The following is a 16,944-nucleotide window of genomic DNA, read 5'->3' on the forward strand; positions in this document are numbered from 1 at the left end:
GCTAGTCGTTCTTTTCTTTGTTTAATTCGTTTTCTGTCATCTTTAGCATTTCTTCCAGCTCTTCAATTCCCAGGTTGTTCTCTTTGGCAAAAAAAGTGGCCATTTTCGGGAACGAGCCGTTGAAGTAGTTTTTCAGTAGAGATGAAAACTGGACTTTTGTGTAGTCGGTTTTACTAACTGCAGGCGAAAAAAGATTCGTATTCCCAATCTTTTTATGGGTAACAAATCCCTTTTTTTCCAGAACATTTAAAACAGTTGCCACGGTTGTGTAGGCCGGTTTATCATCGCCAAATTCGTCGACTACCTGTTTAACAACTCCCTCTTTTAAATTCCAGAGAATATGCATTACCTGTTCTTCCGCTTTTGTTAATGTTTTCATCCTTTAAATTGATTATATACTCGTACAAAATTATTTTCTACTACAAACATAGTACTAAAAATTTAGAAACAAAACTATTTTAATAGAAAAACTACTACAAAAATAGTAAATAGAAAAAGAGCATAAAAAAACCGCCTGAAAAACAAGCGGTTGTATTGAATTGTTTTTTTTTAGTCTTCAAAGATGAATTCTTCCGAAGCTATTGCAATTGTTTCTATTTGATAGAAAAAATTAGCATTGGTTGCACCGTCTTCAAATACCATTGCCTGAACTTCAATAGTATAGGTTTCGCCGCTTGTTAATGATGTTTCCCATGATCCTGTACTTTGGTTAGCAGTGAAACTATCCTCATCATCAGCCAGAATGTAGCTGTTAAAAACTATTTCATCGTCGTCATTTAAAATCTGAACAGCATAACCTTGCGCATCATCATTGTTACTCCATTCAACATAAACCGATTCTGTACTGGTTGTTACACCAACTGAATCGATTGTAGGGATATCCACATCTGTAAAAATGTGATTTTCAGTGGCTGTATATTCTACACCGTTGTTAAATACCAAAAAATCATAATTTTCTGTTGCCGGAGCAGTTGTGGAAAAGTCTTCAGTTGAAGCTTCATAAGAATAGGTAAGTTTTTGCGCATCTGCTGCTGAAAGTGTAAGCGTTGAATCGCCTGGAAAGTCAACGCTGGCCGAATCCATTTTCATGTTGGCGTAGGCGTAATAGCTTAACGCAAATTTTTCTTCGCCATCGATTGTTCTTTTAAGGGTAACAACCTCTCCAATAAAGTTAAATGGTTCCGGATCATCATCGTTACATGCCCAAAACCCGGTTACAATAAACGCTAGTAAAACTAATTTGCCAATTTTCTGAATGTTAATCATTTGTCTTTGTTTTTTAAATTTAATTTGAGTTATTCTGATTTCTTTTATCTATTGGTAGATGCAATTGGGCTAACAATAGTTGCTTGGCAAATTGTTTTTTTTCGATTGTAATTAATTTCGGCGATGAGCTTACGAAAAGGCACAAAAAAAAACCGCCTGAAATTCAGACGGTTTTTTTATTATTGCAAATTGTTTATTGCCATGTAACTTCTTGCTCGGTAACAGCAACTTCCTGAATGTTTTTAGCCGCATTTAAACTGGTGGCATCATCTTCATATCTAATTGTCAGGAATTCTAATGTATAAACATTTCCTGGTTCCGGGGTTTCGTACCACGCGCCTGAAGCTGCGTTTGTACCAATATCTAAACGAACCATTTGTTCTGGTAAGGCTACGCTAAAGAAAGCGATGTCGCCACTTTGGTTAATCAATCTGATTTGATAACCTTCTGCAACGCTATTGGTTTCCCACTGTACGCTTAAAACGTTATTTACCATATCTGCCGAAGAAATGGGTGTAAAATCAATATCATCAAAATCCAGCAAGTCAGCAGATTCGTGGGTAATATCCTCGTTTATCACTAAAAACTGGTAATTGCCCTGAACAGGGGCAGCGGTGCTGTATTCGGCCAATGCAGGCTCTTTTGCGTAAGTATTCAGATTTTCAGAAGCCGGATCCAGAGTAAAATTCGCAGCAGTGGGAGTTGTAACTTCTGCGTGGCTCATTGGCTGGTTACCCCAGGCTACATAAGCGTTGGCGTATTTTACTTCATCGTTAATGGTACGTTTAATTACATAAACATCGCCAATCACCTCGAAAGGCACGGAGTTGTCGTCGTCGCTACAGGCAAAAAATCCGGCAACAATTAAAAAGATCGTTAGTGTTTTTCCAATTTTCATCATCGTGTCCATATTTCTAATTTTTAAAGTTATTCAGAGTTCAATTATTTTTTTGATGTAGTTTCTATCGATTTGGTTGTCTTGAAATGGCAATATCGTGAATTTTTTTTAAACAACATCTACTAAATACATCAAATTGAGTGTATTGGAAATCGTTAAGCTTCCCAATAAATTGCATTTATGGTGAAGTGGCGATCAACTTTTTAGTTCATCAATAATCTCACGAAGTATGTAATCAGCCGTTTCTACATTCGGAACATTTGAAAAACTGAGTGTTAGTTTTCCATTTGTTTCTTTCATCCGGCCTTTCGATTTTCCTTTTTGTACGTACTGCACAATTTTAATAAAATCGCCCGATTGATAGAACGACGACTTCTGATCGGAAACAAAGTAGCAGATCATTTTTTTGTTTTTCAGAATAATCCTTTCCATGCTCAAATCGATGGCTTTCCAACGCAGTGGCAAAATGTCGATCAGTTCACGGCTTTCGCGCGGAAGTTCTCCAAAACGGTCTTGCAATCCTTTGGTAAAATTGTCCAGCGCTTCCTTGCTTTCAATATTATCCAACTCGCGGTACAGCATCATGCGTTCCGAGTTTCCCGGAATATAATCGCTCGGGAAAAGCAGCTCCATATCGGTGTCGATGGTACAGTCGTTCACGTATTTAATATTCAGGAAGGCCTGCGATTGCGCCTTGTCTTCTTCGGCAAACAAATCTTTAAACTCGTCGTGCTTTAACTCCTGAATGGCTTCGTTTAAAATGCGGTGGTAGGTTTCGAAACCAATGTCGGCGATAAAACCACTTTGCTCTGCGCCCAGCATATTTCCGGCACCACGAATATCGAGGTCTTGCATGGCAATGTTAAAACCGCTGCCCAGTTCCGAAAACTGTTCGATGGCCTGCAAACGCCTGCGTGCTTCGGCACTAACCGTTGAAAGTGGAGGTGCAATCAGGTAACAGAATGCTTTTTTGTTCGAGCGGCCAACGCGACCACGCAACTGGTGCAGGTCGCTTAATCCAAAATTCTGCGCGTGGTTAATTATTATGGTGTTGGCATTTGGTATGTCAAGCCCCGATTCGATAATAGTAGTGGCAATCAGCACATCGAATTTGCCATTGATAAAATCGAGCATCACTTTTTCCAACTTCGGCCCTTCCATTTGCCCGTGGCCAACCACTGTTTTTACACCCGGAACAATACGTTTTATCGTTTCTTCAACTTCGTAAATATTCTGAACTCTGTTATGAATAAAGAAGACCTGTCCGTTTCGGTCTATTTCGTACAGAATGGCTTCTTTTATCATCTGCTCGTTAAAACCGTGCACCTCGGTAACAATGGGGTAACGGTTGGGTGGCGGCGTTTGTATAATAGATAAATCGCGGGCACCCATCAGCGAGAATTGTAAGGTACGCGGAATTGGCGTTGCTGTGAGTGTAAGCGTATCAACATTTACTTTAAACTGCTTCAGTTTTTCTTTTACCGAAACACCAAATTTCTGCTCTTCATCAATAATCAGCAAACCCAGGTCTTTAAACTTCACATCTTTGCTCACCAAACGGTGCGTACCAATTATTATGTCGATTTTTCCGTCGGCAACATCTTTTAATGAAGCTTTTACCTGGGCGGTCGATTTCAGGCGGCTGACGTAATCAATTTTTACCGGGAAATCCTGCAAACGCTCAGTAAAGGTTTTAAAATGCTGAAACGCCAGTATGGTTGTTGGCACCAAAACGGCCACCTGTTTACTGTCGGTAACTGCTTTAAAAGCCGCACGGATGGCAATTTCCGTTTTTCCAAAACCAACGTCGCCACACACCAGTCGGTCCATCGGCATGGTTTTTTCCATGTCTTCTTTTACGGCTGCGGTCGACTTTTCCTGGTCGGGTGTATCTTCGTAAATAAACGATGCTTCCAGCTCAGTTTGCAGGTACGAGTCGCGCGAAAAAGCATAACCTTTCTCAGCACGTCGTTGGGCATACAGGGCAATCAGTTCTTTGGCAATATCCTTCACCTTCGCCTTGGTGCGGTTTTTCATTTTTTGCCATGCACCGGTGCCCAGTTTGTTAATTTTGGGCTCGCCACCGTCTTTGCCTTTGTATTTCGAAATGCGGTGCAGCGAGTGAATACTCACCAACAGCGAGTCGTTATCTTTATAAACCAAACGAATGGCTTCCTGCATTTTTCCGTTTACTTCGGTGCGCGCCAGTCCTGCAAATTTCCCAATTCCGTGATCAATGTGAACCACATAATCACCCGGATGCAGTTTATTCAGTTCTTTTAATGAAATGGCTTCGCGTTGCGCTTTTCGGTTTTTCAATTTAAAACGGTGGTAACGCTCAAAAATCTGGTGGTCGGTGTAAAAACAGGCTTTTAGTTCGTGATCAATAAACCCTTCGTGCAACACAAAATTTACCGGGTTAAAACTGACTTTAACGCCCGTATCTTTAAAAATTGTTTGCAGCCGTTCAATCTGTTTTTCCTGGCTGGAGAGAATAAAAAGCTCGTAACCGTTTTTTTGGTGATCCGTCAGATTCGATGCCAGCAGTTCAAAATTTTTGTTGAAAACCGGCTGGCTCGAAGTGGCAATTTCTATTTTTTCATCGGCAGAAAAAGCCAGGTCGTTACCAAAATCAAAAATAGTTTTTGCCTTTAATTGCTTTTCTAATTCGGCCGAAGTTAAAAGCAGATCAACAATATCTTCCTCTTCACGAGCAATAATTGTTTGGCGGTGCAGTTCAGCAATCCGGTCGACAAACTGGTTGGTATTATTACCAAACCACAGGCTTTCTTTCTGCTGAAACTCGATAAATGAAATTCGCTCACCTTCAACCGAGCTGTTTTGAATATTCGGAACAATGGTAATGTGGTTTAAGCGCTCTTTCGACAGTTGGTTTTCGATATCGAAACTGCGGATAGAGTCAACTTCATCGCCAAAAAAATCGAGGCGAAAAGGATCTTCGTGCGAAAACGAAAAGATATCGACAATACTTCCGCGTACCGAAAACTGGCCGGGTTCATATACAAAGTCTACCCGCTCGAAACCGTATTCGTACAAAAACTCGTTAATAAAATCGATCGAAATTTTATCGCCGCTTTTTACCTGTAGCGTATTGTTTTCCAGGCTTTCGTTAGAGATCACTTTCTCGATGATCGCCTCGGGATACGAAATAACAAAGTAAGGCTTTTCTGCAGCTGACAGCAGGTTCAAAACCTCGGTACGTTGCACAATGTTCTCTTGTTCCGGATTATCGTATTGCACCGATCGTTTGTACGACGATGGCAAAAACAACGTGTTTTCAGCAAATCCCAGGTTGTTCAGGTCGTCGAAAAAATAGGCTGCTTCCTCACGGTCATTGAGCAGAACAATACAGTTTTGCTGAATTTCCTGAAATACCCTGGCAAGTAATATGGTTTTGGCAGACCCAATAAGCCCATGCAGGTGAATTTTTTCACCCGGGGGGGCAGCGGCTTTTTTTAGAACTTTGGCTGTAGCGCTATGCCCCTCGAAATATTTTAGAAACGTGGTTGTTTCCAAACTATAAATTTTTGGCAAAGATAATTTTTAACACACAGACGAAAATAAAAAGGGAGCAAATTTGCTCCCTTTTTATTTTATGCAAAGTTTTTTTACCAGCCAAGAGGCAAATATGTACCAGCTCCGTTTAAATGAAACTGAATAGTTAGATTTCCACTCTTGTTCAGCTTGGCGATTCCCTCTGTTAAAATAACATCACCTTCTCCTTCTGTATATTCTCCATCATTACCGTTGTCGATATACAGATAATTGAATTCAAACCACCGATTTGGATAACCACCAAAATCCTGCATAAGAGGATGGCCCGCTTCAACCGTGATTTTTAAAGATTTTACGAAATTTCCGCTAGGTGTAATTACTTCATTGGCGGGAGCATCAAACTCATAGGTTACTCCGGTTTTGATTTCGGTAATTGAAAATTTAGCGGTGTAATGTTTTACTTCGGCCTGTGCACTAGTATTTTTTACAGGAAGTAAAAAACTCAGCAGGCTAATAATTAAAATAGCTCTTAATTTTATCATCTTCAAATTGTTTATAGGTTTGTAAATCAATGCAATTTAAGAATTGTTTTTTATAAAATCCAAAATTTCGGCAGAGTCTTTTGTCGCATCTACTTCTGTATTCTTATAAACAATTGTTCCTTTTTTGTCGATTATGAATGTCCAGCGCGATGCTGTAGCTCCCCGAACAAGGTCAAAACTATGGCCATCAATTTCGCGGGTAATCGTACCTCCATCGCGCAACGGAACTCCGAATTTTTTGGCAATTTCACCATTTTCATCCGATAATAACGGGAAATTAAGGTCGTTGGCCTTTTTAAAAAGTTTTAGCCCCTCAACATTGTCGCCGCTAATTCCAACCACAACGGCGTTGGCTGCATCAATCTGCGTTTTCATGTCGCGGTAGGCACAGGCTTGTTTAGTACAACCACCGGTCATAGCTGCCGGATAAAAATAAACCACAATAAATTTGTCGCCCAAATAATCGTTTACATTCCATGTTGAGCCATCGTCGGCCACGATAGAAAACGACGGTGCTTTGTCGCCAACATTTAATTCCTGCGAAAAACTGCCAATAGATATGCTTAGTAAAAGTGCTGCAATTACAACTAATTTCATGACTAAATATTTTAATGTATGTCATTAATACAGATTAGTTTAAAAAATGTTTCTGCTAAGTAGAATTTTTTATGAACTATACTGTACAATGCCGATGTAACAACAAAACGGAGTTTGTTTTACTTTGCTTTTTTGTTGTAAATCGGCATTAACAATTGTAAACTTTAAAATTCTAAGTAGAATTTTAAAGAACAATTTGTACAACATCAAAAAACCATTCGAAAATATTTAATTTTAAACGATGGGACATGCTTATTCATATCGCTGCGATCATTGTGGTTTTACCGAAAGTTTTAATCAGGGACACGGATTTCTGGTTCACTCGCAGCCGGTTAGCAGCTACCTGAAACAACGCACCCGGATATTTCATTACAAAACGCACAATTTGCTCCGGAAGATGGCACAGAACTCGGACAAGCTGCATTTAAAAGCCGGTTTCCAGGTTTATAAATGTCCGCATTGTAAAACTTTGTATGATAAAATTGAGGTGACTGTTTTTGATGACGAAGCAGTGGTGCATAAAAGCGAATTCCGGTGCCGCGATTGTAATTCACGACTAAAACTTACCAATATTCATCGGCTGAAAAAGGCAATTTGTCCGCGTTGCAGTCAACGTACTTTTCATCGCGATTACGCACAGCACGAACTTTGGGGTTAAATTTTCTCTTCACACTCGGCCTGATATTCGGCAAAAGTTTGGTTTGTTGGGTATTTTTTTGTGAGAATTTTAAAGTGTTGCAGCCCAACTTCGGGTTTGTCCTCAATTTTCTGGTACATACGAGCCAAAAAGAAATCGGCCACTGTATTTAAGATCACATTATCTTCGGAAGCAAATTTTTCCATTCGCTTTAGTTTCATTTCGCGGGCTTCCGATTTTTTGGCGTTGGCAAAAAAGTTAATGTTCTCGATGTATTGATACATGATCACATAACTTTCGAAAAGCTTTTGTTCGTCGCCCGAAAAAGGCGGGTCTTCCTTTTCAATAGCTGCAATCAGGTCTCTGATGTCGGAGCGTGCCGAAAGCATGCCAAATATGTTGAATTTCTTCTTTTCGTAACGCAGCTGGTAAGAGCGAACAATAATCTGTAGCATCTTTTGTTCGTAGGTATCGGTTTTGGGCAATAACGATGCGTCGATCAGTTCATCAAGTTGTTCCGAGTTTTCTTTTGAATAGGTGGTGCGGTATTTCCACCAGTGCAGATCGAGGTTCAGAAAAGTGCGGTAAAATTCGCTCAGCTCTTCCTTCCCGTTTGTGTAAGTTTTTTCAGCTTCGGTAAGGTTTTGTTGGTAGATTAAGGTGAAAATGCGGTTGGCAATGCTGTCGTTATTTACATTGTTGGCCCATGTTGACAGGCAAAAACACACCAGAAAAATTGAAAAAAATACCCGTTGAATCATCTCAAAAATTTTGTGTAAAGTAAAAAGTTTCTTTGATCAAAACTTACGTGCGAAACGGAAAATTGCATGAAATGTTTCAAAACCTATTTCAACTGTTCATTGCATTCATCCAGTAACTCATCAAACTTTATATTTTCAGGGTAGTTTTTGTGCAGCCATTGAAAGTATTCAACGGCATTTGTTGCATTGTTCTCGTATTTTAGCCATGTTTTTCCCAGGAAGTAGGCAACCAGGGTTTTTGTAATCCGGCTTTCCGATTGGTACAAACCGGTCATAGTTTTTAATGCTTCGCTGCAGTTTTCTGTTTTGTCCGAAACAAAAAACGGTTTCAGATAATTGTCGAAATACTGAAATAGGGCCGAATACAACTCGTACAATTCCTGCTGTCCGGGCGGTAACGTTTCGTTGGGTTTCAGCGCGGTAAAAAGCGCCTTTGTTTCCTGGCGCGTCGAAATAGCTTTAATCAGTTTAAAACGTTTGAGTTCGTAACGCAACTGATACGACAAAGTAACCAGCCGAATCGCCTGTTGCGTGGATGATGCAGGAATGCCTGAAGAAAGTTGCTGTAAATCGTTTTCAAAGGCCGGGTAATCAGGCGTGTCGGTGCCGGTAACATTTTTCCAGTAACTCATGTCAACCGAAAGAACGGCGAAAAGAACAGAGTCGATATGGTTTTTGTTGGTGAGAAGCATTTCTTCTGCTTTGGAATAATGCTGGTTGTACATTTCGTTAAAAATGCGTTCAACAAGGCTATCCTGCGGGGAGGCAAAAACCTGACTGCCCAGAAAAAGGAATAGTAGAATTACAATTTTTTGCATCTGTTAGTTGACTTTATTTTCAAACAACATTCCGTAATGCGGAATACCATCTTCAAGGTATTCATCGGTTACGATTTTAAATCCCAGGTCTTCGTAAAATTTACGAAGGTATTTCTGAGCACTGATCTTTATTTTATCGGGCTTCCAGTTTTCCAGAATATAAGTTTTGGCTTCTTCCATCATCTGAATTCCCAGCCCTGATCCGCGCTCTGATTCTCTCACCACAACACGCCCAATGGAATAATCGTTAAAACGTGTACCCGGTTTTAGTAAGCGCGAGTAGGCCACAATTTGTCCGTCTTTTTCCATGAACTGATGGATGGCATCCTTGTCTAACCCATCCAAATCGTTGTAAACACAGTCCTGCTCAACCACAAAAATTTCGGCTCGAAGCTGCAGAATATTATAGAGTTCGGATGTTGTTAGTTGGGTGAAATGTTTGAATTTAAAAGTCATAGTAACAGCTTGGAGCAAGGCGCCAGGCGCAAAGCGATTTGTTGTGCAATGATAATAAATTTTGATTATTCATCTGACCCCTAAATCCCCAAAGGGGACTTTTGGGCCGGTGAAAAGAATTGGCGGTCTATAAATTAAACCACTAGTCTGATTCCTCTCCGCCAAATGGCGGAAGGTTAGGTGGGGTGGGGTGTAGTAATTGAATGTTTTTATCAATAACCATTCTGACCCCTAAATCCCCAAAGGGGACTTTTGGGCCGGTGAATGGAATTGGCGGTCTGGAAATAAAACCACTATTCTGGTTCCTCTCCGCCAACTGGCGGAAGGCTAGGAGGGGTCAATTTATCAACTTCATTTTTTATCTTGAGAACTACTTCTTCAATATCATTTTCAATCTCTTCATTCGTAAAACGTACAACTCTGTATCCAACTGCAGCAAGCCTTTTGGTTCGCTCGTTGTCTTCTGCTTTTTTGAACAAATGGATTTTTCCATCCACCTCAATGATTAGCTTTATGGAAAGTGCGACAAAATCAGGAATGTAAAAATCGATGATGTGTTGTCTTCTGAATTTTACACCAAGCTGCTTATTTCTTAGCTTTTCCCAAAGCATATTTTCCGCTTTGGTCATTTCATTTTTAAGTTTTTCCCTTTCGTCTTTATACTTTTTATAGAAATCAGAGTTGGCAGTTTGCCAGCGTGGTTTGTTGTTTGGGTTATCTGAATCCATAATCTGTTGCAATTAAAAAAACAAACTAGCCAACATCGTAAACACCAGTCCGCAAACTGCAATTATCGATTCCATAACCGTCCAGCTTTGCAGGGTTTGTTTTTCGTTCATTCCAAAATATTTACCAACCAGCCAAAATCCACTGTCGTTTACATGCGATAATAAAGTTGCTCCCGATGCAATGGATAGTACCACCAGTGCACGTTGCGGGTCGTTTAAGCCAAATTCGCTTAATATTGGTGCAATTATCCCCGCTGCGGTAATCATGGCAACAGTTGCTGAGCCTTGTGTTACCCGTACAATAGCTGCTAAAATCCAGGCCAGTAAAATTGGTGGAAGTGCTGAATTTGCCATCGAATCAGCCATCATTTTACCGATTCCCGAATCAACTAAAATTTGTTTAAGTACGCCTCCTGCGCCGGTTATTAAAATAATAATACCCGCCGGGCCAAGTGCTTTGGTGCTCAGATCGAGAATCGTTTGTTTTGACATTCCTCTTTTTACACACAAAACATAAATGGCAATTAAAGTGGCAATTATCAGGGCCGAAAACGGATGCCCGATAAATTCAACACCATCTGTCAGCGCTGATTTTTCGATCACTCCTTTTTCAACAAGTAACGAGGATAAGGTATTTAGTAAAATTAATACAAGTGGTATTGAAATAATTAGTGCTATAACGCGAAACGAAGGAAGGTTTTGGTCTTCTTTTTCTTCTTCGGAAGAGTTTAAAAACTCGGCGGGAGGTAAAATGTGTATTTTTTTTGAAATGTATTTTCCCCAGAGAGGACCCGCGATTACCGCCGTTGGAAATCCTAGCAGAACACCAAAGAATATAACCCAGCCCAACTGGGCATTCAAAATATCAGCAACAGCAACCGGGCCAGGTGTTGGAGGAATAAAACTATGAGTAACGGCAAGTCCAGCTAAAAGTGGTATGCCGTAATAAAGTAGCGACTTTTGGGTGTCTTTCGACAAGGCATAAATAATAGGTACCAGGATGATAAATCCCACATCGAGAAAAACAGGAATGGCTACAATAAACCCCGTGATCACCATCGCCCATGATGCCTTTTCTTTTCCGAACTTTTTCACCAAAGAGTGGGCGAGCGAGATGGCACCTCCCGAACTCTCAAGCATTTGACCGAAGATGGCGCCCAGGCCAACCACCGTAGCCACAAAACCCAGCGTACTTCCCATACCGTCCTGAATGCTCTGAAGAATATCGTTCAGCGGCATTCCGGTGAGAATTCCCACATAGATTGAAATGATAAGTAACGAAATAAATGCACTGATTTTTAATTTGAGCACCATAAGAAGCAGCAGTGCAACTGCCGAGGTGACCAGGAAAAAGATAAATAATGTTGACATCGTTGTTAGGTTTAGTTTGTGTAAATTCAGCTATACCAGCCTTCCGTCCATATCATTTCGGCCTGTTTCGGGTTGAAGTGGAAATTTTACCGGCCGGTTGTCGCGTGTTGATCGATAAATGGCAGTAAACAACTCCACTGTCTTTCGCCCTTCTTCTCCGCTTACCAACGGATCGGTATTATGGCTCAAAGACTCCAAAAAATCTTCAATTTGTTTTTCCATGTAATAAACCGTTGGATCTACTGATTGAAAAAATGCAGCATCTTCTTTTTTCCACTGATCGAGGTATTGTTCTTCGCCGGGAACAGTCCAAATGTCGTTTACAGGAGGTTCCAGTATCCCCGACATTCCGGCTATAAACATGGCCCCTTCGTCGGTTTGAACGCCCACCGAAGCACCATTGTCGCCATGCACATGTACTTTCCCGTAAATCCCGGGTTTGGTCGAATTACTAACGATAATGTTACCAATACCGCCATTTTTGAATTTTATAATTGCCACCGCCGTGTCTTCCACTTCGATGTAGGGATGATTCAGGTTTTTCGAAACGCCGTAAACTTCATCAATTTCGCCCATGTACCACAACAAAATATCCAGTTGATGCGGCGCCTGGTTAACCAAAACGCCACCGCCTTCCATTTTCCAGGTTCCCCGCCACGCGTCTGAATCGTAATAGGCTTTATCGCGCCAGCCAAGCATGTTTACGGTTCCAAAAACAGGCTTCCCGATTTTACCATCGTCGATTGCGGTTTTTATTCTTTTAGCAGGTTCGTACCATCGTCGCTGACTGATGACTCCGAGCTTAACGCCATGTTTTTTGCTTGCATTTATCATTTGGTCAGAATCAGCAAGTGTTGATGCCAGCGGTTTCTCAACCAAAACATTTGCTCCGGCCTCAGCTGCTTGCAGGGTTGGCCCGAGGTGAAAAGGATGAGGCGTGCAAACGATGACCAGGTCAATTTTCTTATCGGAAACAAGTTTTGAAATATCGGTAAAGGCTTCGATGTTGTATTTGGAAGCGAAGCTTTTTGCCGTTTCCGGGGTTCGGCTCCAGACACCTGATAAACGGGCATTGGGAATATTTTGGATGGCTTTGGCATGAAGATGAGCTACTTTTCCGCAACCCAGAATGGCTATGTTGAACAGATTTTTTTTCAAGATAAGTTAAGTTTTATGGTTTACTTTGATTTAGGTATTGTTGGAAAGAAATGAAAGATTTTATGGTACAAGAATAACTTTTTTCAAACCGGCTTCTTTGTTGTACAGTCGCTTAAACCAATCGGCACCCTCCGATAGAGGAGCAACAGCGGAGATCATTTCATTTACATTGATTTTACCGGCAGCAATAAGTTGAAGTACTGTTTCATATTCTCCCCGGATCGCACAGCTTCCCAATATTTTTATTTCGCGGGTAACCACACTTTGAAGCGGGAAATTGATGTTGGCAGAAAGGTTTCCAACCAGCACCACTTTTCCTCCCTTTCTCACAATTTCGATGGCATTGTTAACGGTTGGTTCAATACCAACAGCTTCGAAAACATGGTCGATTCCGCGTGAATTTGTTCGGGCTAAAACCTCTTTTATCAGATTATCTTTGTTGGGATTCAGAATGACTTCAGCTCCAAATTTTTTTGCCATATCCAGCTTTGAACTTTCAACATCAATAGCAAAAAGTGGCGAGGCATTGGAAAGCGACAGGAGTTGAACAAGGAACAAACCGATCATTCCTGTACCGATGACTGCAGCACTTTCTCCCAATTGGAATCCCGATTGTTTAATGGCATGAAGCGCAACGGCGGCGGGTTCGACCATGGCCGCCTGCTCAAACGAAACATTATCGGGCAGTTTGTACAAAATATGCTCCGGCACCGTTACATATTCGGCAAAAGCACCATGTTTTTTGTAAGTCCCCGGCGACACGCCAAGTACTTGTCTGTTCTCACTAAGGTTGTAATGTCCGTTCAAAGTGTACCAATCATTTAAAGGATATATCGTTGAGTCGAAGGTTACCCTGTCGCCAATATTCCAGCCTGAAACTTCGCTTCCGAGCGCTGCGATACCCCCCGAAGCTTCGTGACCCATTATAAGCGGTGGTTTTCTTCTTCCGGTGCTACCGTCCATCCCGTGCACATCAGAGCCGCAAATTCCGCAGGCTTTTACTTTTACAAGGACTTCATTTGGGGCCGGAACGGGTTCGGCAACATCTTTATAAACCAATTCATTGTAGTTTTCGAATACCAGTGCCTTCATACTTTTTAAATCTGATAGTTGGATTTAAATATAGATATATGAGCGGACGTTAGCAAGTTAACAACAGAACTCTTTTGCATTCTGATAAATACAGATGCATCCTAAATTCAGGCAAAGTCATTCCAACCTTGTTTCGGAATTTCTGTCATACAAAGCATCTTAATCCGTGAATAAACAGACATCATTAGGAATCGAGGTTGGATGGTTGAACTCATGTCCAAAAAAAGTGATTGAAATTTCTGTCTTTCTCTCGATTTATCTCCTTACTCACATACAAAATCTCAATATTCAAACGCTGTATTTAAACCCAAGATTAAATCATTTGTAGAAACATTTTAAATTAGCTATTTTAGATTGCCTTTTTTGCTGGTATATTTGCGTTCGTCTACATTTGTGGCGCTTTAAGCAAAATTCAGAATCAACCAAAAATAAATAATAGATTATGAGCAAATTTTTAACAGCCTCGATTGGAAGAAAATTTGTGATGAGCCTGTCGGGATTATTCCTGGTAGTGTTTATTGCAGTCCACTTGGGCCTCAACTTATTACTGATTTTTGACAACAGCGGTGATTTGTTTAATCAGGGAGCTCACTTTATGGCTACTAACCCCCTGATTAAGATTATGGAACCCATCCTCGGATTAGGTTTTATCATTCACATTGTTTGGTCATTCTTCCTCGAGTATCAAAACTGGAAAGCACGCCCGGTTAAGTATGCGAAAAAGAACATGAGCGGAGCAAGCTCGTGGGCGTCGCGTAACATGCTGGTTTTAGGTGGTTTGGTTTTGGTATTCCTTATCATCCACATCATTAACTTCTTTGTTAAGATGAAATTTACCGGTGATCCGCTTTTGGCCGAAGTAACCATCAATGGCGAGCACATGCACAATGCGTACGCTTTGGTTTCGTCTGCTTTTATAAACAGCGCTGCACTGGGTATTTTCTACATTCTTGGTGGTATTCTACTGGGAATTCACCTTTCGCATGGTTTCTGGTCGGCTTTCCAAACCTTGGGTTTAAACAACAAACATTGGTTAAACCGCTGGAAAGTTATTGGTACGATTTACGCAATTCTTATTGCAGTGGGTTACGCCGTTATTCCACTTTATTTCATGTTAGGATTGTATAAATAAAAAAGAGGAAAGAATTATGAGCATTTTAGATAGTAAGATACCTGAAGGGCCGTTGGCAGAGAAGTGGAGCAAACACAAAGCTGCCATTAAAGTAGTGAGCCCTGCTAACAAGCGTAAATTAGAAATTATTGTTGTAGGTACCGGTTTAGGTGGTGCCTCGGCAGCTGCTTCTTTAGCAGAATTAGGATACAAAGTAAAAGCATTTTGTTACCAGGACAGCCCGCGTCGTGCGCACTCAATTGCTGCACAGGGTGGTATTAATGCTGCAAAAAACTATCAGAACGATAACGACTCGGTTTACCGTTTGTTCTACGATACAATTAAAGGTGGCGACTACCGTGCACGTGAAGCTAACGTTTACCGTTTGGCCGAAGTTTCGCCAAATATTATCGACCAGTGTGTTGCACAGGGTGTACCATTTGGCCGCGAATACGGTGGTTTGTTAGATAACCGTTCGTTTGGTGGTGTATTGGTAAGCCGTACGTTCTACGCACGTGGGCAAACCGGTCAGCAGTTGTTAATTGGTGCTTACCAGGCTTTAAACCGTCAGATTTCGAAAGGTGCCGTTGAAATGTACAACCGCCACGAAATGTTGGATTTGGTTAAAATCGACGGAAAAGCCCGTGGTATTATTGCCCGCGACCTTGTTTCGGGCGAGATTAAACGTTTTGGTGCACACGCCGTTGTTGTTGCAACCGGAGGTTACGGAAACGTATTCTTCCTGTCGACCAACGCAATGGGAAGTAACGGATCGGCAGCATGGCAGTGTTACAAACGTGGTGCTTTTATGTCGAACCCATGTTTCGTACAAATTCACCCAACTTGTATTCCTGTTCATGGCGATCAGCAGTCGAAACTGACTTTGATGTCGGAGTCGTTGCGTAACGATGGTCGTGTTTGGGTGCCAAAGAAAAAAGAAGATGCAGTAAAATTGCAGAAAGGTGAAATTGGTCCGAACGACATTCCTGATGAAGATCGCGACTTTTACCTGGAAAGAAGATATCCTTCGTACGGTAACCTTGTACCTCGTGACGTTGCATCGCGTGCAGCGAAAGAACGTTGCGATGCTGGTTTTGGAGTTAACTCTGAAGGTAAAGCAGTATTCCTCGACTTTAAATATTCGATCGATCGTTTAGGTAAAAACGTAATTGCACAGCGTTATGGTAACCTGTTCCAGATGTACGAAAAGATTACCGACGTTGATCCGTACACCGAGCCAATGATGATTTACCCGGCTATCCACTACTCAATGGGTGGTACCTGGGTTGATTACAACCTGATGACAACTGTTCCTGGTTTGTATTCAATTGGTGAAGCTAACTTCTCCGATCACGGTGCTAACCGCCTGGGTGCTTCGGCACTGATGCAAGGTTTGGCCGACGGATATTTTGTATTGCCATACACTATTGGTGATTACCTGGCTGATGAAATTATGACGCCAATGGCCGACACAAACGCTCCTGAGTTTGCTGAAGTTGAAAAAGACGTAAAAGATCGTATCGAGAAATTATACAACATTAAAGGATCGAAACCGGTTGATTATTTCCACAAAAAACTTGGACAGGTAATGTGGGATTACGTTGGTATGGCCCGTAATGCTGAAGGTTTGCAAAAAGCGATCGATATGATCAAGGAAATTCGCGAAGAATTCTGGAAAGACGTTCGTATTCCTGGCGAATTGGATAATCTTAATCCTGAGTTGGAGAAAGCCGGTCGTGTTGCCGATTTCTTCGATATTGGTGAGTTGATGGCTCGCGATGCACTCGACAGAAACGAATCGTGTGGTGGACACTTCCGTGAAGAGTCGGCTACCGAAGAAGGTGAAGCAAAACGTAACGACGAAAAATTCACTTACGTATCGTGCTGGGAGTACAAAGGAGAGGGCGTTGAGCCGGATATGCATAAAGAAGATTTGGTATTTGAGAATGTGAAGCTTACGCAGCGTTCTTACAAATAATCGATCGAATAATTA

Annotated in this window: 16 protein-coding genes; 3 read left to right on the forward strand and 13 right to left on the reverse strand. The window is 41.3% G+C overall.

Features of this window, described 5'->3' with window-relative positions; translation table 11 throughout:
- Window position 1: 1 nt before the first annotated feature.
- The 6 genes from LH29_RS02205 to LH29_RS02230 form a co-directional block, all read right to left on the reverse strand.
- Complete coding sequence (locus LH29_RS02205; RefSeq protein WP_045025909.1) at window positions 2–379, reverse strand: BlaI/MecI/CopY family transcriptional regulator; 378 nt, start codon at window positions 377–379, stop codon at window positions 2–4.
- A gap of 170 nt (window positions 380–549) precedes the next feature.
- Window positions 550–1,266: a fibronectin type III domain-containing protein gene (locus LH29_RS02210; protein ID WP_045025910.1), complete on the reverse strand. Its 717-nt coding sequence runs from the start codon at window positions 1,264–1,266 to the stop codon at window positions 550–552.
- 193 nt (window positions 1,267–1,459) lie between these two features.
- A complete protein-coding gene (locus LH29_RS02215) occupies window positions 1,460–2,167 on the reverse strand; it encodes a hypothetical protein (protein ID WP_157493536.1) in 708 nt (235 codons plus the stop codon).
- Between the two features lie 192 nt (window positions 2,168–2,359).
- Complete coding sequence (gene mfd, locus LH29_RS02220; protein ID WP_045028529.1) at window positions 2,360–5,701, reverse strand: transcription-repair coupling factor; 3,342 nt, start codon at window positions 5,699–5,701, stop codon at window positions 2,360–2,362.
- Window positions 5,702–5,793: 92 nt separating this feature from the next.
- Window positions 5,794–6,222 (reverse strand): hypothetical protein, encoded by a 429-nt coding sequence (locus LH29_RS02225; protein WP_045025912.1) that lies wholly within the window; start codon window positions 6,220–6,222, stop codon window positions 5,794–5,796.
- Window positions 6,223–6,258: 36 nt separating this feature from the next.
- The gene (locus LH29_RS02230) at window positions 6,259–6,819 is read right to left on the reverse strand and encodes a peroxiredoxin (protein ID WP_045025913.1); all 561 of its coding nucleotides are present in this window, start codon (window positions 6,817–6,819) and stop codon (window positions 6,259–6,261) included.
- Window positions 6,820–7,060: 241 nt separating this feature from the next.
- On the opposite strand from LH29_RS02230, the gene LH29_RS02235 reads away from it, so the two are divergent.
- Window positions 7,061–7,477: an SIR2 family protein gene (locus LH29_RS02235; protein ID WP_045025914.1), complete on the forward strand. Its 417-nt coding sequence runs from the start codon at window positions 7,061–7,063 to the stop codon at window positions 7,475–7,477.
- Here the strand turns inward: LH29_RS02235 and LH29_RS02240 are convergent.
- From LH29_RS02240 to LH29_RS02270, 7 genes are all read right to left on the reverse strand, one after another.
- Window positions 7,474–8,217, reverse strand: coding sequence for a hypothetical protein (locus LH29_RS02240; protein ID WP_045025915.1), 744 nt, complete (start codon window positions 8,215–8,217; stop codon window positions 7,474–7,476). The two genes, LH29_RS02235 and LH29_RS02240, sit on opposite strands and share 4 nt — an antisense overlap.
- An 83-nt stretch (window positions 8,218–8,300) precedes the next feature.
- A complete protein-coding gene (locus tag LH29_RS02245; protein ID WP_045025916.1) occupies window positions 8,301–9,035 on the reverse strand; it encodes a hypothetical protein in 735 nt (244 codons plus the stop codon).
- A 3-nt stretch (window positions 9,036–9,038) separates the two neighbouring features.
- The gene (locus tag LH29_RS02250; RefSeq protein ID WP_045025917.1) at window positions 9,039–9,491 is read right to left on the reverse strand and encodes a GNAT family N-acetyltransferase; all 453 of its coding nucleotides are present in this window, start codon (window positions 9,489–9,491) and stop codon (window positions 9,039–9,041) included.
- Window positions 9,492–9,784: 293 nt separating this feature from the next.
- Window positions 9,785–10,219 carry an endonuclease domain-containing protein gene (locus tag LH29_RS02255; RefSeq protein WP_082063386.1) on the reverse strand — a complete coding sequence of 145 codons (435 nt, stop codon included), beginning with the start codon at window positions 10,217–10,219 and terminating at the stop codon, window positions 9,785–9,787.
- Window positions 10,220–10,231: 12 nt separating this feature from the next.
- The gene (locus LH29_RS02260; protein ID WP_045025918.1) at window positions 10,232–11,590 is read right to left on the reverse strand and encodes a GntP family permease; all 1,359 of its coding nucleotides are present in this window, start codon (window positions 11,588–11,590) and stop codon (window positions 10,232–10,234) included.
- A 30-nt stretch (window positions 11,591–11,620) separates the two neighbouring features.
- Window positions 11,621–12,748, reverse strand: coding sequence for a Gfo/Idh/MocA family protein (locus tag LH29_RS02265; RefSeq protein ID WP_198152326.1), 1,128 nt, complete (start codon window positions 12,746–12,748; stop codon window positions 11,621–11,623).
- 60 nt (window positions 12,749–12,808) lie between these two features.
- Window positions 12,809–13,840 carry a galactitol-1-phosphate 5-dehydrogenase gene (locus LH29_RS02270; protein WP_045025919.1) on the reverse strand — a complete coding sequence of 344 codons (1,032 nt, stop codon included), beginning with the start codon at window positions 13,838–13,840 and terminating at the stop codon, window positions 12,809–12,811.
- Window positions 13,841–14,282: 442 nt separating this feature from the next.
- Here LH29_RS02270 and LH29_RS02275 point away from each other — a divergent pair, with 442 nt between their 5' ends.
- On the forward strand, window positions 14,283–14,972 hold the full coding sequence (locus LH29_RS02275) for a succinate dehydrogenase cytochrome b subunit (protein ID WP_045025920.1): 690 nt from the start codon (window positions 14,283–14,285) through the stop codon (window positions 14,970–14,972).
- A gap of 16 nt (window positions 14,973–14,988) precedes the next feature.
- Window positions 14,989–16,929: a fumarate reductase/succinate dehydrogenase flavoprotein subunit gene (locus LH29_RS02280; protein ID WP_045025921.1), complete on the forward strand. Its 1,941-nt coding sequence runs from the start codon at window positions 14,989–14,991 to the stop codon at window positions 16,927–16,929.
- Window positions 16,930–16,944: the final 15 nt, after the last annotated feature.

The organism is Draconibacterium sediminis (assembly GCF_000949475.1).
In the GTDB taxonomy this organism is placed as follows: Bacteria; Bacteroidota; Bacteroidia; order Bacteroidales; family Prolixibacteraceae; genus Draconibacterium; species Draconibacterium sediminis.